Genomic DNA, 20,584 nt, shown 5'->3' on the forward strand with positions numbered 1-20,584 from the left:
TTTATATCATATTATCAGGATTCCATAATCCTTCGGGGTCATAGATATCCTTTTCTTTTCTTATTTTATCAATAATAGTTTTAGGCATTATTTCCAGAAAAAAATCTCTTTTCAGCTTTCCAATGCCGTGTTCCGCTGCTATTTCCCCATTTTTTTCAATTATATCTTCTGACCATTTTCTAAGCAGGTTTCTTCCTTTGATATACTCCTCGTAATTCTCGGGAAGTATATTTATATGAAGATGATTACCGCCTATATGACCAAAAACACACCCTTTCAGCCCAGATTTTTTCAGATCTTCCTCATAGTTTTCCACTATACTCCCAAAATGCCCGCTGCTTAAACTCATGTCAGTCCCAAGTTTTGTTATCCTCGGTTCTTTTTGTCTTATTTCCTCAATAAACAAATTCGCCGATTCAGGGGCAGCATGGCGGAAGTCCCGCATTTTTTCTATTTCAGCCTCACCTGACACAGCCCAGCTGTTATCCGGATCACTATTTGCTTCCATTGCTGTTTCCATTAGAATTTCCGCTGTCTGTTCCACAGAATCCTCGCTGTTTCCATGAATTTCTATATATATCATTGCTTCCACATTATTATCTATATCGGGTATTTCCTTTAGTTTTGTTACAGTTTCCTTTCTTTTCTGTATTATATCAATTGTATTTTTATCAAGATACTCCATTACTGCGATATTGCTTCCATCTATGTCCAAGTCTTTCTCAAAAAATTTTCCGATAAATAAAAAAGCATCTTTTTTATCATAAAAAAAGAATCCTATCCCCCAGATTTCCTTTGCCTGCGGCAGTAATTCAAGAGTCAGTTCTGTAATAACACCGTACATTCCTTCGCCGCCCAGATATACATCTATTAAATCTGTCTGTTCTCCCAAAAAGATGACCGTTTCACTGCCTCTTTTTATTTCCCTGATTGTCTGATCCGAATGTATTACTCTTATTGCACTGATATGCTCTCTTGCTCCCCCGTATAAATAAGCACTGATTCCCTTTGCATTGCACCCTGCGATTCCTCCTACAGTTGCTGTTACTTCCGTGGGGTCGGGAGCCCAGAAAAGCTTTCTGCCGTTACTTAGTTTTCTTACTGATTTTTTCAATTCCATCAGGGTCACTCCTGCTTCTACCCGTAGTAACGCCCCGTCTTCTGTCTCTGTATATTCTTTTATATTATTCAGTCTGGAAAGATTCATAATATGCCCGCCTGCAGGAACTGCACAGCCTGTAATTCCTGTTTTCCCGCCCTGAATAGTTATTGCAGTGTTATTTTCTTTCATCACTGACATGACTTCCAGTATCTCTTCCTCATTTTCCGGAAAGGATATACTTTCTGCAACACCTGCCATTCTGGACTCATCCCGTAAATATTCCGCATACTTTTCCTCCATGGGAAAAATCAGCTGCTTTTTCATAATCCTCTCCTTTCAAAAAAATTTGTAAAAATTATTTTGGATATATTCACTGATCAGCTATCAGCTTCACCAGTTCTTCCAGTATTTTTTCATAGTCGTCTATTATTGCCACATCTGAAGATTTCACCACAAAGGCTCTCTCATCTGTATTTACAGATATTATAAATTCACTTTTCTCCACTCCGGAAAAAAAAGCTGATGCTCCCGATGCTCCTGCTATTATGCATAATTCAGGGCTTGTCATAGCACCTGACACACCGATAAGCTGATTCATAGGTGCAAAAGCACTTGTTGCTACAGGTCTGCTCACTCCCACTTCTGCTCCCAGCCTTCTTGCGATTTCCTCCACTGCTTTCATTTTTTCCCTGCTTTTTACTCCTTTTCCCGCTGCAAGGATAAATTTAGCATGTTCAAGTCCGCTCTCTTTTTCCTCTTTTTCAAATTTATATTCCTTAATAAAACTGTCTTCTGTAATTTCTGTCATATCAATATCATGAACTATTTTATTACCAGTATCCGGAACCTCTCTGTATCCTGTACCTTTGGCAAGAGACAGACACCACGGCTTTTTATATAGTATAAAATCCCCTTTCATATTTCCCAGATAAACAAATTTACTGCATAATATACCATTCTGCAGCATTTTTACATTATTTGTTCCAGCGAGAGAACTTCCCTTCATTCTTACAGAAAATCTCACAGATAATTCACTTCCTGAAAAGTCACCGGGAAACAAATATAAATCAGATTTATCCCCACTTTCAGTTTTCTCCAGTATTTTCAATATATTCTCAGGCTGATATCCCTTTACTTTTATCATTAATATATTTTCAAGCGGAGAACCTGAAATTAACTCCTCTCTTTTTTCTTCCGCAGAATAAAATATCACTGTTCTTCCTTCTGTAAAGTCTTTGTTATTGTTATACAGAAAGTTATTAATCTCTTGTGCCTGAGAAACAAAGCTGTCAGAACATCCGTTTAATACAACTGTATATTTCATAGTTTTTCCAGCCTTTCTTTCAGATACTTCTCATACAAAATCCGGGTTTTTTCCCCGGGAGTATCTCCTTTTATGATTATCCCCTCTCTTTTTGTATCTGTTTTTTCCATATTTACAAATTCATAATCCACGCTATATTCCCTCATGAGTTCCCTTATTCCAAACTCTTCACCATTAAAAACCTTCACAGGAGTTTTTCCGTACTTCATTTTATCTTTTAATGTCGGTACCCTTAAATGAGAAACAGGTGCATTTCCTACTGATATTACCACAGGTGTCTCTACTGTCTGCGTAAGTATTCCCTCATCTGTCATACTTGCTATCCGGAGAGTTTTTTCAGTGTCCGGTTTTATGTCTGTTACCTGTGTAATACAAGGCCATCCCAGCATTTCCGATACTAAAAGCGGAGTTTTTGCATTATCGCCTTCACTGCTCTGTCTTCCCAGTATAAGAACATCCTGATCTCCATATTCTTTTGCATATCTGCTTATTACCGATGCAGTTACCTCGGGAAAAAATCTTATATCCTCGTTATTTTCAATTCTGATACCTTCCTGAAATTTTAAAGCATATAAATTTTTCAAATAAACATCTGACTTTTCTCCTGCTATTGTCAATGCAGAAAGCTTCACCGGAATATCGAGACTCTCTGATAAATCAGAAAGCCTCAGTGTCATTTCCAGTGCACTCTCATCAAAGCAGTTTAATATACTTCTTACATAAGTCATATCTACATTCAGCTTTGAATCTATATTCCATGCATCTTCAGACATCATCTCAAAATCAGGAACTGCTTTAAAACATACTAATATATTCATTTTTCTATTGGTATCAATGTTCCCATATTCATAATTCCATTAGGATCAAATGATTTTTTCAGTGTTTCAAGCAGATAGTATGAAGAACCGAATTCTTCTTTTACCCAAGGTGCCCTGTGTTTTCCGATTCCATGGTGGTGAACCATTGAACCTCCGGCTTTTATAGTTTCTTCTACTATTATTGTATTTATCGGATTATGATATTTTGTAATTTCTTCCTCTGGTTTTATATCCACAAGGTTATAATAATACATAAAATACATATTTGTCCCGTTCATATAGCTGTGCGACGAATGTCCGCCCATCATTGTAATATCCGGTATTTCTTCTTTTATTCTTCTGCAGCATGCTTCATAGATATTATAAATAACATCCCAGCTTCCTGACACTTCTGTGGTAAATCCTATATTTTGAGTCTCCTTTATTTCTTCTCTTTCCTCAGCTACCTTTTTCGGATCCCAGTTCAAGTTATCAAACCATGTTTTTATCAGCTGGCTGTCTACTTTTTTACATTCGGGATGTTTTCCTACTATCTCTTCTATTCCTGCCGCTGTGGCATCAGCAATAGCTTTTGTTCCTTCTGCCATGAATATAAGAACACATTTATTATTTGCAAAATGCGAAAAATAATAATCCCCGTCTTCTTCGTCATATAAACGTGCTACAGAAGGTTTATATCCTTCTACCATTACTTCACGCAGAATTTCAAATCCTGTTTTCATGTCATCCAGTACATACCCCATAAATATATTATTTTCCGGTCTGTACTTATATATTTTTACTGTTACTTCTGTTATAAAACATAAAGCTCCTTCATTACCCACTACTATATGTCTTATATCAGGCCCTGCAGCTCTTCTCGGTACATTTTTTATTCTTGTAATAAGACCATTTGGGAAAACTGCCTCAAGGCCCACTATCATATCTTCTATACCGCCGTATAATGTCGAAAACTGCCCCGTGCTTCTTACAGCGACTATTCCGCCCATTTGTGCCAAAGGTTTTGACTGAGGTGAATGTCCTGTTGTATATCCCTGTTCTCTCAGTATATTTTCCACTACTTCAAGGGGAACACCGCATTCACACGTTACCTGCATATTATAGGTGTCTATGTTAAGTATTTTGTCCATTCTTGAGCCGTCAAGGACTATCGAGTCCGGAACTACCGTTTCCAGCCCTCCTTCTATAGAAGAACGTCCTGTTCTGGGTACCACATTTATTTTGTTTTCATTGGCAAATTTCAGAATATCTGCTGTTTCCTGACTGCTTTCGGCATAAACCACTGCTGCGGGCAGCGGCTGTGTGTACACTCCGCTTACATCCTCATATTTTCTGAAACGGTCTATACTGCTTTCTTTCAAAACCTGTTCATCAGTAACTACTTTTTCTGCCCCCAATATCCCAATGAGTCCCTCTACTATTTTTTCCCTTGATAATGACATATTTGTCTCCTCTCAAATCTATTTATGTAATTTTATATGTTCGATTATTATTTAAAAATCGGATATGATTTTTCCAGAATTTTATCTGAATAACTTGTTATATGTTTATATACTTCATTATTTGCTTTATCATATAAATCTGTATTCTCTCCATTTGGATGGAATACGTCTTTTACCTTTACCATTTTCTTAATTGCTTCATCATAAGAATCGTATATTCCCAGTCCTACTGCCACACATATTGCTGACCCCACACTTGCAGATCCGTTTACTACATTTCTTGATGCAGGAAGACCGAATACATCGGAGAAAATCTGCATAAACAGCTCACTGTTAGAACCTCCGCCGGAAATAATTATGCTGTCCATTTTTACATTTAACTCGTCACACATTTCATCCACACGGTTTTTCATTGTCATAGCAATAGCTTCCAGTATTGATCTGTACATATGCGCTCTTGTATGTCTCCCGTCAAAACCTACCATGAGACCTTTTCTGTATACTTTATCCGAAGGTGCAAGCCAGTCAAGAACTGTCATTAGTCCGTTGCTTCCCGCAGGAACTTTTTCTGCTTCGTTATTCAGATATTCTTCAGGTGAAACGCCTAATACTTCTGCTTTTTTTACCACATCGTCACCAAGCAGATCTTTAAACCAGCTTACTGTCCACATTCCACGACGTATACCATTGCTTTCATACAGGTAATTTCTTGGTGTTGATGCAAAATTAACCCAAAAATTACTTGTATTTTTCAAATTCTCATGTCCCGGCACCATGGAAGCAATATATGTCCCTAATGATATTAGTGCTGTTTTTTCTGATAAAAGCCCTGCTCCGAGCGCTTCCACCGCTTTATCATTAGCTGTTGCCACTACAGGAATTCCCTGTGGTATGCCTGTCAGCTTTGCCGCTTTTTCAGTTACATATCCCAGTATATCTCCCGGCATTTTCAGATTAAACAACATCTCTCTCGGTATATTGTTATACTTCATTACCTCTTCATCAGTACTCCATTCCCATGTGTCAGTATTTACAGGCCACTGTCCCTGATAGTTTGCCGCAGTATCATTAAATTCCCCTGTAAATCTGTGTGTTATATATCCAGATGATGTAGTAACATATCTGACTTCCGGATTAACGTGTTCATGAGGTCTTGATACTCTTGCGTCCATCCAGCTCATTGCAGGTGAAGCCAATGTCCCGTCTTCTTTCAGCAAAACCCTGCAAAATCTTATTGTACATAATCCCAATCCTATAATATCGCTGACATCTCCCGGAAAATTATCCAGTGCTCTTCTGCAGGCAATGACAATAGAATCCCATAAATCATCTTCCGGATGCTCCACTATTCCCGGTTCTGCCAAGTGCATTGGTTTTAGTTTCTGGCTTCCCTCACAGATAATATTTCCCTCCAGATCAAATATAACAACCTTCGAACTTTGTGATCCGCCGTCTACACCAATTATATATTTTTTAGCCATAAAATAATTTCATCCCTTCTATAATAAAACTCTTGTTATGAATAAGACAGGATACTGCCGCTTATCTTACGAGATATCCTCCGTCTACTACCAGTAAGTGACCGTTTACATAGTCAGATGCCTTACTTGCTAAAAATACTGTTGCTCCCATTAAGTCTAATGTCTCTCCCCAACGATTTGCCGGTATATGATCCAACACTCTCTGGTTTGTTTCAGGATTGCTTCTTGTTTTTGTTGTTATTTCTGTTGCATAGTATCCCGGTGCTATTCCGTTTACCTGAATATTATACTGTGCCAGTTCGTCGCAATATGCTTTTGTAAATCCGGCAAGCCCGTGCTTCGTTGCTGAATAAGCCGGAGACCATTGTCCTCCGAGATATGAGAAAAGAGAACAAATATTTATTATTTTTCCGCTTCTTTGCGGTATCATTCTTTTAGCGGCTTCATAGCTTAGTTCGAATGCTGCTGTAAGGTTAATATCTATCATTGCATCCCATTCTTTTCTGCCGAACTCAAGAACTTCCGCAATTTTGCAAATTCCCGCACTGTTTACAAGAATATCCACAGAACCCAGACTTTCCACACAGGCATCTATTATTTTTTTTGCTGCTCCCTCTTCTGTAATATCTGCTTTCATAAATACCATTTTCCCGCCTTCAGCTTCTATAAGCTTCTTCGTAGTTCCGTCATCTTCCATTATGCTGGGAATAAATATATTTGCCCCTGCCTTTGCCAGTGCCAGCGAAAAAGCCTGTCCAAGGCCGGTATTTCCTCCTGTAACTATTGCATTCTTACCTTTTAAAGAAAAATAATTCATTGAAAAATCTGTTATATTCATCCTGTTTCCTCCTGTTTTTGTTTTATTTAATAGCTATTTTCAGTTTTATCAAATATCCGAAATGTAAATTCAAGCTTAATCATTCAGTACCTGTACACCTTCCTGAACTTTTTCCTTCTGCACTTCCCGTTTATTTTCCAGATTGTAGATTATTCTTTTTACAAAATACATTATTACAGTTCCTATTATTGTTGTTGCCAGCATAAACATAAACATATATTTGTATCCCTGTATTCCCGGATACTGGTCAAGCCATCTTCCTATGAGCTTATAAATGTATATATCCGGAATGTAACCTATCAGTGACGCGAATCCCACAGCAGCTCCCGTTATTCTCAAAGGAACCTCAAGCTCGTCCACTATTGCAAAATAAAGTCCTCTCATTACATACACGGTTACGCCCATCAGGATTATATTCGCCACTATCAACATCATCATATTGTGCGATCCCGGCGTCACCAGAAATATCACCAGTGAAATAAGAATAATTATATATCCTGTGAAAAGCACCTTTGTTCTTGACCCTATTTTATCTGCAATTATTCCCCCGCCGGCTCCGCCGAGAAACTGCATAATATATCTCTGAAATATTCCTATTGCTGCTGCCACTCCCACAGAAGCACCGAATACATTCTGGAGATACGGCGGTGTATAAGTCATTCCTGCAAATATAGAATATGTCGTAAACACTACTCCGCAAAGAAGCCATACACGCGGCATTTTTATTACTGTCACAATATCGTCAAGTACAGGCGTTGTTTTTTCTGACTCTTTAGGGTCTCTTATTACCAGCCATGTTAATATACCTAATACTATATGAAGAATCGAATAGACATTTATTACCCATCCCATTCCATACGTTCCTTCACCTATTTTGGTATAAACTGCAAGCAGTGCATATGCTGCTATTGCTGACGCTAGTCCTCGACCGCCTTCAAGCATCCCGTACATTCTCCCCTGTTCATCATGATTCCCCAGAGTTCTTGTGACTTTCAGCAAAGCTGCCCAGTATGTAAGTATTGTTGATACTCCCCAAAACGCATGAAGCAGCATGTTCATCCCGTATGACGGAAAAGTCGCAAAGTAAAATCCTGTAATCCCTGTTGATATAAACGAAAATGTCAGCATCTTTCTCGCAGAAATACGATCCGCAAGCCATCCTCCGGGAAAATACGAAAGCATTGCCACTACTGCATATACTGTCATCAGATTCCCATATTGTTCGTGACTAAATCCCAATGCTTCCTGAAGCTGTGTATAAAATGCATATCTTAAATATGGAAGCTGAAATATAATTCCTCCGCCGGCTGCTAATACTGCCAGACTTATCCATTTTTTCTGAGCTTTTTCACCCATGACCTTTTCACTCCTTTTATTTATATCTTATTTTTTATAACTCCACTCTCTGCTTATTAGTTGCCGGCTAATGTTTTACTTTTTGTCCCTGAAATTTTCTGTTCACCTCCTTACTTTTTAGTTAACTAATGCATTATTTATTATTTAAACATTTTTTAATATAAAAATTTGGTACAAAAAAAGAGAGAAAAGTCATTTTTTGTTTAAAAAACTACTTTTCTCTCTCCTCTAGTAATTTTATCATTAACATTATACCCTCATTTTTCATTTTGTCAACAGACAAAATAAATAATTTTTTTACATTGACCATATTTCCTGATTTGTTGTGGAAATTGCAACTGCTCCTGCATCCAGTGCTGCCAGCACATCTTCTTTTTCACACACCAGACCTGCTGCTATTATAGGGATATTTACTTTTTCCACCATCCATGAAATTACCTTAGGCCATCCCGGCAATACCTCTATACAGTCAGGCTGTGACATCTCTATCTGTTTTTCCACGTTATTAAAAGAAAAAGAATCTATCAGAAATAATCTGTGTATGCTGTAAAGACCGTTTAGCCTTGCTGCTCTTACCATTGGAGCCTTTGAGCTTAATATGCCGTCTACTTTTGTGTTTTTCTTCAGAAACTGAATTACAATCTCTTTATTTGAAAATCCTTCAATAAGATCGACATTTATAAAAGCCATTTTCCCTGAATCTTTTACCTTTTCCACTATTTCTCTTATATTTACGATATTTCCATATAATATAAATATTATTTCACAATCAGATAATAACGTTACCTCCAGACTTTTGTCATCTTTTACCCCTGCTATTACCGGATTATCACCCAGCAATTCATGTAAGTCATTTTTCATAAAAACCTCCGTTAAATTTTTTATCCCAAAATTATTTTACATTACTTTCAGTTTATTTCCAAAGAAATCTTTCCCAAAATCTGAATTTATCCCGCTGAAAAAATCCTCTTTTGTACCCAGCTGATCAATTTCCCCGTTATTCATCAGCACTATCCTGTCCCCGAGCTTAAATGCCTCGTCTATATCATGCGTCACCAATATTATCGTAACACCAAGTTCTCTTTGTATTTTTTTTATCTCATCCTGAAGATTTCTTCTTGTGACCTCGTCTAACGCCCCGAATGGTTCATCCATAAGTATAATCTCAGGAGAATCTGCCAATGCCCTTGCTACACCCACTCTTTGCTGCTCTCCTCCGCTCAGCTCGCCGGGATACTTCCCCAGATAATCCTCAGGAAGTTTCATCATCCTAAGCAGTTTTTCCGTTCTCTTTTTTATCTCAATTTTGCTTTTATTTTTTAGTTCCATTGTGTAACCCACATTTTTTTCAATGGTCATATGCGGAAAAAGTTCCGTATTCTGTATTACATAACCTATTTTTCTTCTCAGTTCTATCTCATTCCATGTTTCTATCTCTTTATTAAACACCTCAAGATTCCCTGAATTTTTCTTCTCAAGAAAATTTACAAGCCTCAGCAATGTTGATTTTCCTCCTCCGCTTTTCCCAAGAATAGTTATAAATTCCCCTTTACTGACAGTAAGATTTATATTCCGCAGCACTTCATTGCTGTCATATGATTTATATACACCTTCAAATTTAATTATACTCATTTTATTAAGTTCCTTTCCTTTAAAAATGTCTTTGCCACTTCATAAGGGGATTTTTTATTTACATCCACCTCATAATTCAAATCCCTCATCTGTTCGTCACTTATGCTGTTATTAAGCTTTTCCAAAAGCTCTGCTGCTTTTGGATATTTCCGTACAGTATCTTCCCTGATAATAAATCCTGCATTATACTGCGGAAAATAATTTCTGTCATCTTTCAATATCACTAAATCGTGTTTTTTTATAAGGCTGTCGGTAGTAAATGAATTTATCACATCCACATTACCGTTTGACACAGCTTTATATTTCAGATTTACATCCATTCCCACTGTTTTCCTAAAATTCATCCCGTACAGATCAGACATAGCATCAAATCCGTCTTCTCTCTCAAAAAATTCAAATTCTGCCGCAAACTTGTAATTCCCGCTTTTTTTCGCTAAATCTGAATATGTCTTTATATTCTCTTTTTCTGCAAGCTCTCTTTTCAAAGTAAGTTCAAAAGAGTTATTAAATCCTAAAAGTCCCAACCACTTGAAATTATAGTTTTTTTGATATTCTTCATTTAGTATCTTGTATAACTCATCCTGGTTTTTTATCATTTTCCTCTTCAAAACAGTAAGCCACGCTGTTCCTGTATATTCGGGATAAAGGTCTACTTCTTTATTCAGCATTGCCAGATGTATATTTCTTGTTCCTCCCGCTATATTGAACTTTCTTTCTACTTTTATATCAGTATTTTCCTCTATAAGAATCCCCGCCATCTCGCCGAGTATTATCTGTTCTGTCCAAGGTTTCGAGGCTACCACTATTTTCTCATGTTTTTTTATACTTCCCGAAAAAGCCGCTGCAAAAATAAATATAAATATTAGCCATGTAAAATAAAACTGCTTTTTCTTCTTTCCGGCTTTACCATTTATCTTTTTTATCGTATAGCTTTCCCATCTTGAAATAAGAAAATCAAACGTAATATTCAGCATAATAATAAGTATGCTCCCTATTACAATCAAATTAGAATTATTTGTATTTATTCCCCTGTAAATGCTTTCCCCCAGACCGCCTGCCCCTATAAAAGAAGCTATACCTGCAAGTGAGATTGTCATTGTCACCATAGTCTTAAACCCTGATACAAGCACCGGCATTGCCAGCGGGATCTGTACTTTTAGAAAAGTCTGTCTTTCTGTGGCTCCCATTGCTTTTGATACTTCCAGTGTCTTTTTATTTACATTTTCAAGTCCTGTGTATGTTGCCGTTACAATAGGCAGAAGACCGTAAATCACCAGAGTGGTCACTGCATTAAAAAAGCCTATGCCTACAAAAGATATAAGCAGTCCAAATGTGGCTATTGACGGAATGGTGTAAATAGAATTAACAACAGGCAGTATTACCAGCCTTAATTTTTTATTGTAATAAATCAAAATCCCCAGCATAATACCGAAAACAGTGGATAGAACAATCGCTGTTACTGATATTTGAATATGCTGGACTATTAGTTCCATATAATATTGTTTTTTGTCCATAAAATCTTTAAGCAGAATACTTATATAATTCATAAAGCTCCCTTTTTGTCCTTATTTTTAGTTGTATTAAACAAAAATAATTTGAAAAAAATTATTTTTTATTTATATTTAAATTAAATAAAAACAAAAAAAAATAACCTTTATATATATAAATATATAAAGATCACTTTTCTCTGCTCTCTAGCAATCTTAATAATAAGGTATACCTCATTTATCGGAATAAGTCAATATGTTCCGGTATTTTGAACGGAATAAACCGTGTTTTGATATTAATCTAAGCATTTATAATAAAGATTATTTTCTTTTAAAATCTTATTATATTCATTTTCTGCAAAATCACCAAAAACCAGAATATTATATTCATAGCTGCCTTTAAGCATAAATTTTAATTTATCAAAATAAAAATCAGCTGTTCTATAAGTTCTTAGCTGAAATTTTAAAATAATTTCCAAGTCTTCTAATTTTTCTATCTTGAATTTTTTTCCATATAAAAGTTCCTTGCCGCTCAAAGAACTCAACACATCCTTTAATTGTTTCTTTTCCAATTCATCATATAAGAATAGATTTTCTTCTTCATATAAACCAAGATCGTCCATTTTATCAAAATACCATAATCGTACTATAACACTGGAATCATTTTGGAAATAAAATTCTTTAAACATTTTTATGATATTTCTCTGATATTCTAAATGTTTTTCCCTTTCATTTTTATCTGAAATATTTCCAAAAGATTTATCAAATAGTTCGCTATATTCTTCTAATCCCAGTGGCTCTTTAAAACCATTTATTAATCCAACCTCATCTTCATAATCCATTGTAAATTTCTCCAATCATGATATCTTTTCCATCTTTGCTTACTAATCCAGAATTTTTCTTTCTTTGATTTAAACTGTAATAAATCCGTCTCCCCATTCAAAATCTTTATCCACTTCCCATTTATCTATCCAAAAACCATCAATATGTGATTTAAATCCCTTTATTTTCATATAATCTTTCATGGCTTCTCTGGCTTTCTTTTTTGTGGAATAAAGTCCGATTGTCCTAACTTCTTCATAGTCTTTATCTTTTCCAACGTTATACGTATGAGTTAATCGATATACTACCATTTTTATTCCACTCCTTTCTTATACCAGGATTTAAAACCTTTTTTATGATAACTCTTATCTATCTCCATTTTTTTTATTCTAAATCCTTCTTTATACTTCTTAAACCCCTTCTTTTTTTGGTAATCTTTTATCAATTCTTCTGCTTTTTCTTTATCTGAAACTACTCCCATTATTTTCCCTTCGGAAAATCCGTTGATTTTTATAGTATGTTCTACCAGATATAATTTCATCCACTTTCCTCCTATATTATTCTAAACACTTACTATTGAAAATATACATTTCAAATTTATTCTAAAAATTATACCATCAACTAATTTAAACATCAATTTACTTTTTAACCAAAGTCCATGTTTTACTCATTTTTTAGTTAATTAAGCAAAAATCCATAATATTGAATATACTCCTATTTAATACATAAAATAACAAGTGTTCCTTTAAAATCACCAATTATATCCTATATGCAAAAAACAGGCCTGCCCTCACACAAACCTGTTATCTTTACTAACTATTCTCCTCTTTCCTTCTGATACTTATTTCTCAAAACAATTGCCACTGTATTGGCAGAAAGAAGAATTACCAGAAGTACTATTATTCCTGTAGCTGCCAGTTCCTGAAAATCTTTTTTCGGCATTCCCGACCATTGATATATCTGTATTGGAAGTGCTGTATACCTGGACATTATTCCGTTAGGTATTCTGGTTACATATGATGCTGCTCCTACCACTAATAAAGGTGCCGCTTCTCCCAATGCTCTTGAAAGGGAAAGTATAATTCCGGTAAAAATCCCCGGTGAAGCATAAGGAAGAACCACTGCCTTTATCATCTGCCATCTTGTGAATCCCAGACCATATGCCGCTTCTCTTAATATATTCGGTACTGCTTTTATAGCTTCCCTTGAAGAAACTATAACAACCGGAAGGACCATCAAAGACAGCGTTACTGCTCCGGCAAGTATACTTCCGCGAAAACCTTTCAGTCTCGAAAAAAGTGCAAGCCCCAAAAGACCGTAAACGATCGCAGGAACCCCTGCCAGATTCGATATATTTACTTCAAGAAAATTATAAAGTTTACTTTTTTTATTTGAATATTCCTCAAGATAGATTGCTGCTCCCACTCCCACAGGTATTGTTATAAGACCAACAAGCCCTACGAGCCATAAGCTTCCAAGGAGTGCGGGATAAACACCTGCACGCTGAGGTCTGATTTTTGAAGGAAAGTTTCTCAAAAAATCAAAGCTCATCCATCTTATACCCTGTTTTATTATTCCGGCCAGCAGTAATACAAGGAAAATTATACAAAATACAATACAGCTGAAAAATAAATATCTAAAAATCTTATCTTTTAGTTTTCTGATTTTCAAATTGTCTATAGCCATTTTTTCCATCATATTAATATTCCTCCCTAAATTTCAGAACTACAGTTTTAGCTATAACATTAAGCAGAAATGTCATGAAAAACAGAATTAATCCTACTACGAATATTGTCTGAAATTCCAGACTGCCTACCATTACTTCACCAAAGCTTTTATTTACCATATATCCTGTCATTGTCTGAACCTGACCAAGAGGATTAAAATTCAGAACCGGCTTTGCTCCGGCAGCCATTGCCACTACCATTGTCTCGCCTACTGCTCTTGAAATCGCAAGGATAAAAGAAGAAACTATTCCGGAAATTGCAGCAGGTATTGTTACATTCCACACTGTTTCAAATTTAGTAGCCCCTAATCCCAGTGATCCTTCTCTCATTGTTTTCGGGACAGCCTTTAGTGCATCTTCACTTATTGAAGCTACCAGCGGTGTAATCATAATTCCCACAGCGAAACTTGAGCTTAAAACATTAAATGTATCTACTCTCAGATTTGATGTTTCTTTAAAGAATCCCACAAAATTAACTACAAGATACAGAAACAGAGTCAAAAAAATCAAAAATAATATTCCCAAAATTATTTTAGTGCTGATTAAGTCCTTATCAATAAATCCTTTTACACACTTTATCATCATGTACAATGAAAAAAGCACGAGAAAGATAAGTGCCACCTTTGCCAGCCATGATATATTATTTTTCAAAAAAGGCGTTATATAGAATAAAGCAAAAAAACCATACACTACTGATGGTATTCCCGCCAGTATTTCCAGTACCGGTTTTAATATATTTCTTGTTTTCGGGCTGGCATATTCACTTAGATATATCGCGCTTCCCAAGCCCAGAGGAATAGCAAACAAGCAGGAAAATACCACTATCATCATTGTTCCCACTACAAGCGGCAGTACATAGTATTTTCCTCCTCTCGGATCCCATAATTCACCATAGGAGAAAAGCTGCTTCAGACGCTCACCGCTAAAAAACGGAATTGACTCGGTGAATAAACTGACAACAATGGCAGCTGTTGTTATTACAGATATAAAAGCAAAAATAAATAAGATTATTTTTACTATATTTTCTTTTATGTATTTATTTTTCATTCCGGCTCCTTCATTATAATAAATATAAAATTACCCCTAACAGCTAAACAAGGAAAACCGCTTTTCAGCGATCTTCCTGCTGTTATTTCTTTTTTATTTTAATTTGGCTTTTTCTGCCGAGTAATCATCTAATGGAATATATCCCACTTCTCTTGCCAGATCTGCTACTTTATCCAGATAAAACTCCACAAAAGTTTTTACCTGTGGTTTTTCTGCATAAGACTTATTATTTATAAATATAAATATTGGTCTTGATAATGGTTTATATGTACCATTCTGTACTGTTTCAGGAGTAGGTTCCACACCGTTTACTTTTAGAGCTGTTAATTTATCTGCGTTTTCCTCATAGTATGCAAATCCGAAAAACCCTAACGATCCTTTGTCACCTTCCACGCCTTGTACCAATACATTATCGTCAGAACTTGGTGTGTAGTCTTTTCTTATTTTTCCGTTTCCAAGTATTGCTTCTATAAAGTAGTCATAAGTTCCCGAATCTTCATCAGGAGCATATAATTTTATCGGTGTATCAGGCCATTCAGGTCTTATGTCTTTCCATGTTTTTACTGTACTTCCGTCAGACCAGATCTTTTTTAATTCATCTGTTGTTATATCCTGAGCCCAAGTGTTTTCTTTATTTACAACCATTGTTATTCCGTCTTTTCCTACCTGAATCTCTGTAAATTCGATTTTATTTTTTTCTGCCAGAGCTTTTTCTTCAGGTTTCATCTCTCTTGATGCATTACTGATATCCAGTTCTCCTACTGTAAATTTCTTAAATCCGCCTCCAGTTCCTGATATTCCTACAGAAACATTTACATCAGGTTCTACTTCTCTGAACTCCTCAGCTACAGCCTCTGTAATAGGCGCTACTGTAGAAGATCCATCTATTATTACTTCACCGCTCAACCCTGATGAGCTTCCTCCGTCTTTTCCTCCTCCGCAGGAAACCAAAAGACCCAGCGAAATTAACATTAAAGCAAACATTTTTTTCATTATATATCCTCCTGACAACTTTTTTTCTATGGTAATTTTACATTATTTATGTAAACAGAGTATAAATCTAATGTAAAAAAAATGTAAAAAATTTTATATTTGCTTAATACCAAAAAGCAGCCCTGTCATTAAGACTAAGAGCTGCTTTCTCTATGTAATTATTTTATTTTCAAATGGTACCGAAGGCGGGACTTGAACCCGCAAGAGCCTAAGCTCGTCAGATTTTGAGTCTGATGTGTCTACCATTTCACCACTTCGGCAATACCTATATAGTATATAAAATAATTTTAAATTTGTCAATTCAGTATTTACAATATCTTTCATGTTTTTATTTTATCTGTGGATTGTAAAAACTTTTACAATTACCTTATTTTACTGTTATATAAGTTGTTTTCCCTGTATTATGTGTTTTGTCATATAAAAAATATATGTTTTCCTTTATTGTCACAGTATAAAAATTTTGATCCGGAATCAATACCTATAATGTTCAATTATTATAAAAGCGTTAATCATAATACTTTATTCGTCCTTCAAGTACATTATATCTCTCCGAGCCTATTAATTCCAGCAATTCTATGTTTGATCTGATTTTTTTGTTTTTTATCACAGACAATATCTGCTTTATTTCCTTATTTGTAAAACCTGTGAGCTTAAGGCTTTCCTCATTTAATTTATTAATATTATGCCTGTTTCTCACTTTTTCTTCGGAGGAAACATATAATATTTTTTCTGCTTTTTCCATACTTGCTTTACCAAAACCTTTTACTCCCGACAGTTCATTAATTGAAAAAATATCTCCTGCAAAATCCTTATAAGCCGATATCTTTTCAGCCTGCGACTTACTGAAACCTGCACTGATAAAGTCTTCGTACTCAGATTTATTTATGTCTATTTTATTGTAATCCTGACTGTCATCCTTTTGTTTCAGAGATAATCCCGATTCATCTATCTCTACTTTTGCTTTTATGTTATCACTTACGAATATTTTCAGAATATTCCCTGCTAAAACAAGGACAATCAAAAAAACTGTTATTTTCAATTTCATACCCACCCCCTGATAAACCTCAAAATATCACTGATTAGTTTTTATTATGTGTTTTGTTTTACTGCTCTCTGGCTCTTTCTCTTTTTTACGGTTTTTTTACTAAATGAATCAGATAATACGCTGATATTCCCGTCTCTTTCAAGCATAGCCAGATCTACTTCCTTTATTTCCTCTACACCGTGTTCTCTTACTGCTTCATATAATTCCTCAAATGTTATTCTTGTTTTTCTCAAATTTTCCTCATTTACATAGCCTTTGTATATAAGGAGGACAGGCTTCCCCTGTATCGCATCATCCAGCTTCGGAGATTTATATAAAAGCATTTTCAGAAAATAATTCCATATAAAAAGTGTTCCTGCAGCTACTATTCCTCCGCTTAAAGTGCTATTCGGCCCCACCATTGCATTTTGAACGGCATTACTGATCAGAAGGATAAAAACTAAATCCACTGTTGTCAGCTGTGCCAGCTCCTTTTTCCCGAAAAGCCTCAAAGCGAGAATAATAAAAAAATATACTACAGTTGTGCTAAATGCTATTTTCAAATACTCATAAGCCATTTTTTTCACTCCTTTATGTATATTTTTTCAGATAAGAATTCTTATCCTGTTATAAATTTTAGTATATTACCTACAATCACTCCCATATAGTTTCCAAGAATATATCCCCATATACCGGAAAGCATAACTGGTATAATAAGTGTATTCCATCCCTTGGCTATTGCCATGGCTGCTGCTGTAGTCGGTCCGCCGATTGCAGCATTAGTGGAAAGAAGTATTTCATCCAGCTTGAACTTAAATAATTTCCCCACAGACAGCGAAAACAGCAAATTCACTATCACTATAAGCAGACAAAACGGAAATAATATTGCTCCGTGTTTTAATATCTCCATTATTGAGGCTGGAATCCCCAAAACCACAAAAAACAGATAAATCAAAAAAGTTCCTATTTCGTCTGAACCGTTTATTTTATTGAAAAATTTTGAAAATACCGTAGCAAGAATTAGTGTTATTGTAGTCATTATCAGATACATATTTCCAAAAATAGTGTTTATTATTTCTAAAATTGTATTGTCTTTTGGTATGATTGTCTTAAAATATCCTGCTGCCATATTAGAGATACAGGCTATAAAAAAGGCAACCGCAAGGGATACAGCTATATCTTTCAGTGAAATTTCCTTCCCTTTCCAGTAATCTGCCGCTCCTGTATTTTCACTGCTGTTTTCTCCGCTTTCCAGCCCGAATTTCTTTATAAGAAACTTTGATGATGCCAGATTCATTACCATGAAGAAATACAGCGCCATTACCATATTATCTGCTACAATTGTGGCATTTGTAATATTTTCAGGTGCATTAAAAGCAGCTGTCATTGCTACGAAATTTACTCCGCCCCCGATATAGCTTCCCGTTATCATTCCTGCTATTTTATAAAGATGAGGTACAGATGCCCCGAATACGAATGTTGCTATAAAGGCACCCAATACTGTTCCTACTGCTGATATATTAAACATACCAAACATTCTTCCGCTTTCTTTATAAATCTTTCTTATATCTGCCTTAAACAGCAGAAGCGGTATAGCCACAGGAATCACATAGTCCCATACCGTATCATACACAGGACTTGATGTGGGTATTATCTTAAAATTTGCCAGAAACATAGCTCCCAGCAATGCTATAATCGCCCCTGTTATTCTTGCAGCCCACTTATACTTTTGTTCAAGTACAATACTTACTGCTGCCCATCCAATTATTATAGTCCACAAAACCCAATAGTTACCCTCTCCAATTAAAGAATTCATTTTTCTTCTCCTTTTATTATGTTTTTATTATTTATGATTATGACAGTGACATTCTCCGCCAAAAGCATTCATTATACTTTCTTCGGTTCCGTCATAATATGAGACTGCATTATATGTGCAGGCCTCTTTACATTCTTCACACCCGTCAGGACATTCAAATCCATCATTTATAATAATTTGGTTATTTACCAATGCTATGTTATGTATAGGACATTTTTCTATACAGTGTTCACATCTTGTACAATTTCCCTTTATTATGGGGTACCAATTATCTGCCATTAATTGCCTCCCTTATTCTTTCTTTTTTCTTTTCCAGTCTTTCTCCCAGTTCATCAATCCACATTAAAGGATCTTTTGGATTTACGAGCCTTTCTATCATTCTGTTTTTTATATCACCTGTTATCAGCTTTGTTATGGCTCCTGCACCTATCCCGATAATTGTCTTATTCTCTTCTATAGTTTCTATATTATACACAGACTCTTTATCCTGCAATGAATAACCTATGTTTTCACCCCATTCGAAACTGTTTTTCTGTCTATACATATAGTAAGGATAGAGCCCTTTTTTTCTGGTTATTTTATATATATCACTGTAAATCTTTTTATAATTCAGATTCTTTACAAGTGAGTAATTTCCCTTATTAAGCTCACTTGTTTTCTTAATTGCGAGATTATGTATTGTGAGATTATCCATATCATATGTTTCCGCTTTTTGTAAAGTGTAAAGTACATCATCTGTAGTTTCTCCGGGAAGCCCCAGTATCAAATCCATATTTACTGTAAAGCCCATTTCTTTTGCTTTGTCAAATATGAGATCAAATTTTTCCTGATCATGATATCTGTTTACCTCTTTCAGCGTTTTCATATTAAAGGTCTGAGGATTTATGCTTATTCTGTTTACATTCCAGTTTTTCAGCACTTCGAGTTTTTCTTCATCTATAGTGTCTATTCTCCCTAGTTCATAAGAAAATTCCTTTAAACTGTCTATATCATAATTTTGATTTATTACTCTCAACATTTTTTCCATTTCTTCTTTCGAGAGTATTGACGGCGTACCGCCGCCTATATATATGGTATTTACTTCAAGATTCAGTTCTTTCACCAGTTTTCCTATCTCTCTGATCTCGTGTAACAGCATGTTATAGTACTCGTCAAATCTTTCCAGATACTTCCCCTCTTTCAAATATGAAGGAAACGAGCAGTATGAACATCTGCTGGGGCAATAAGCTATTCCTATATAAATGCCTATTGTTGTCTTTTCCATGTATTTTATCTCACGTTTGGCTATTTCTATAAGAAGTTCCGCTTTTTCCCTGCTCACCTGATAAAAGTCCGTCAGTATGCTTTCTATATAATGAAGATTAAATCCTGAATCAAAGAATTTATGTACTATTTTAGTAGGACGCACTCCTATGAGAGACCCCCATTTATAATCTTTATCATACAGCTTCAATAATGATATCCTAGCCATGACATCCAGCTGGTCATGAAAGTCATCACTGATTTTATCATATGAAAATTCTACTGTTTTTTTATTATTTGAAGTAATTACCGTACATTTCCCCTCATCTTCCAGACCCTCTATCTTTACTGTTTCCTCTTCGGCTTCAGGCACCAGTATCCTTATGAATTCCGTAAGTTTTCCCGGATTCATTTTTATATTTGACTTTACCATT

21 protein-coding genes and 1 tRNA gene are annotated in these 20,584 nt (G+C 35.4%); all 22 read right to left on the minus strand.

All coding sequences use genetic code 11. From position 1 onward, the window contains the following. Window position 1 precedes the first annotated feature (1 nt). The 22 genes from NK213_RS04285 to NK213_RS04390 all read right to left on the minus strand — a co-directional run bounded on the left by NK213_RS04285 (window position 2) and on the right by NK213_RS04390 (window position 20,583). Window positions 2-1,426, minus strand: coding sequence for an FAD-binding oxidoreductase (locus NK213_RS04285; protein WP_253347065.1), 1,425 nt, complete (start codon window positions 1,424-1,426; stop codon window positions 2-4). A gap of 46 nt (window positions 1,427-1,472) precedes the next feature. Next, window positions 1,473-2,426 carry an FAD-binding protein gene (locus NK213_RS04290; protein WP_253347066.1) on the minus strand — a complete coding sequence of 318 codons (954 nt, stop codon included), beginning with the start codon at window positions 2,424-2,426 and terminating at the stop codon, window positions 1,473-1,475. Further along, a complete protein-coding gene (locus NK213_RS04295) occupies window positions 2,423-3,244 on the minus strand; it encodes an electron transfer flavoprotein subunit beta/FixA family protein (RefSeq protein ID WP_253347067.1) in 822 nt (273 codons plus the stop codon). The genes NK213_RS04290 and NK213_RS04295 overlap by 4 nt, the downstream gene beginning before the upstream one ends. After that, window positions 3,241-4,686 (minus strand): FAD-binding oxidoreductase, encoded by a 1,446-nt coding sequence (locus tag NK213_RS04300; protein ID WP_253347068.1) that lies wholly within the window; start codon window positions 4,684-4,686, stop codon window positions 3,241-3,243. Before NK213_RS04300 ends, NK213_RS04295 begins: the two co-directional genes overlap by 4 nt. Before the next feature lie 47 nt (window positions 4,687-4,733). After that, a complete protein-coding gene (locus NK213_RS04305; protein WP_253347080.1) occupies window positions 4,734-6,167 on the minus strand; it encodes an FGGY-family carbohydrate kinase in 1,434 nt (477 codons plus the stop codon). A gap of 61 nt (window positions 6,168-6,228) precedes the next feature. Next, entirely contained in the window at window positions 6,229-7,005 is a 777-nt protein-coding gene (locus tag NK213_RS04310; protein WP_253347082.1) for an SDR family oxidoreductase, read from the minus strand. 75 nt (window positions 7,006-7,080) lie between these two features. After that, entirely contained in the window at window positions 7,081-8,361 is a 1,281-nt protein-coding gene (locus NK213_RS04315; RefSeq protein ID WP_253347084.1) for a nitrate/nitrite transporter, read from the minus strand. Window positions 8,362-8,658: 297 nt separating this feature from the next. Further along, window positions 8,659-9,222, minus strand: coding sequence for a glycerol-3-phosphate responsive antiterminator (locus NK213_RS04320; RefSeq protein WP_253347086.1), 564 nt, complete (start codon window positions 9,220-9,222; stop codon window positions 8,659-8,661). A gap of 36 nt (window positions 9,223-9,258) precedes the next feature. After that, a complete protein-coding gene (locus NK213_RS04325) occupies window positions 9,259-9,993 on the minus strand; it encodes an ABC transporter ATP-binding protein (protein WP_253347088.1) in 735 nt (244 codons plus the stop codon). Further along, window positions 9,990-11,540 carry an ABC transporter permease/substrate-binding protein gene (locus NK213_RS04330; protein ID WP_253347089.1) on the minus strand — a complete coding sequence of 517 codons (1,551 nt, stop codon included), beginning with the start codon at window positions 11,538-11,540 and terminating at the stop codon, window positions 9,990-9,992. The genes NK213_RS04325 and NK213_RS04330 overlap by 4 nt, the downstream gene beginning before the upstream one ends. A 236-nt stretch (window positions 11,541-11,776) precedes the next feature. Continuing rightward, entirely contained in the window at window positions 11,777-12,322 is a 546-nt protein-coding gene (locus tag NK213_RS04335) for a hypothetical protein (protein ID WP_253347090.1), read from the minus strand. Window positions 12,323-12,391: 69 nt separating this feature from the next. Next, complete coding sequence (locus tag NK213_RS04340; protein WP_253347091.1) at window positions 12,392-12,613, minus strand: hypothetical protein; 222 nt, start codon at window positions 12,611-12,613, stop codon at window positions 12,392-12,394. A gap of 2 nt (window positions 12,614-12,615) precedes the next feature. Then, window positions 12,616-12,843: a serine kinase gene (locus tag NK213_RS04345; RefSeq protein WP_253347092.1), complete on the minus strand. Its 228-nt coding sequence runs from the start codon at window positions 12,841-12,843 to the stop codon at window positions 12,616-12,618. Window positions 12,844-13,118: 275 nt separating this feature from the next. Continuing rightward, window positions 13,119-14,000: a phosphate ABC transporter permease PstA gene (gene pstA, locus NK213_RS04350; RefSeq protein ID WP_253347093.1), complete on the minus strand. Its 882-nt coding sequence runs from the start codon at window positions 13,998-14,000 to the stop codon at window positions 13,119-13,121. 1 nt (window position 14,001) lies between these two features. Beyond that, entirely contained in the window at window positions 14,002-15,075 is a 1,074-nt protein-coding gene (locus tag NK213_RS04355; RefSeq protein WP_253347094.1) for a PstC family ABC transporter permease, read from the minus strand. 93 nt (window positions 15,076-15,168) lie between these two features. Further along, window positions 15,169-16,068 carry a PstS family phosphate ABC transporter substrate-binding protein gene (locus NK213_RS04360; RefSeq protein ID WP_253347096.1) on the minus strand — a complete coding sequence of 300 codons (900 nt, stop codon included), beginning with the start codon at window positions 16,066-16,068 and terminating at the stop codon, window positions 15,169-15,171. Between the two features lie 174 nt (window positions 16,069-16,242). Continuing rightward, window positions 16,243-16,328: transfer RNA gene (locus tag NK213_RS04365), tRNA-Leu, on the minus strand. Between the two features lie 245 nt (window positions 16,329-16,573). Continuing rightward, on the minus strand, window positions 16,574-17,113 hold the full coding sequence (locus tag NK213_RS04370) for a helix-hairpin-helix domain-containing protein (protein WP_253347098.1): 540 nt from the start codon (window positions 17,111-17,113) through the stop codon (window positions 16,574-16,576). Window positions 17,114-17,157: 44 nt separating this feature from the next. Next, a complete protein-coding gene (locus NK213_RS04375; RefSeq protein WP_253347100.1) occupies window positions 17,158-17,670 on the minus strand; it encodes a DUF421 domain-containing protein in 513 nt (170 codons plus the stop codon). A 41-nt stretch (window positions 17,671-17,711) separates the two neighbouring features. Next, a complete protein-coding gene (locus NK213_RS04380) occupies window positions 17,712-18,908 on the minus strand; it encodes a DUF819 domain-containing protein (protein WP_253347102.1) in 1,197 nt (398 codons plus the stop codon). A gap of 27 nt (window positions 18,909-18,935) precedes the next feature. Next, the gene (locus NK213_RS04385) at window positions 18,936-19,187 is read right to left on the minus strand and encodes a hypothetical protein (RefSeq protein WP_253347104.1); all 252 of its coding nucleotides are present in this window, start codon (window positions 19,185-19,187) and stop codon (window positions 18,936-18,938) included. Next, window positions 19,177-20,583, minus strand: a complete 1,407-nt coding sequence (locus NK213_RS04390) for a coproporphyrinogen III oxidase (protein ID WP_253347106.1) — start codon at window positions 20,581-20,583, stop codon at window positions 19,177-19,179. The genes NK213_RS04385 and NK213_RS04390 overlap by 11 nt, the downstream gene beginning before the upstream one ends. Window position 20,584: the final 1 nt, after the last annotated feature.

It is taken from the genome of Sebaldella sp. S0638 (genome assembly GCF_024158605.1).
Classification (GTDB): Bacteria; Fusobacteriota; Fusobacteriia; order Fusobacteriales; family Leptotrichiaceae; genus Sebaldella.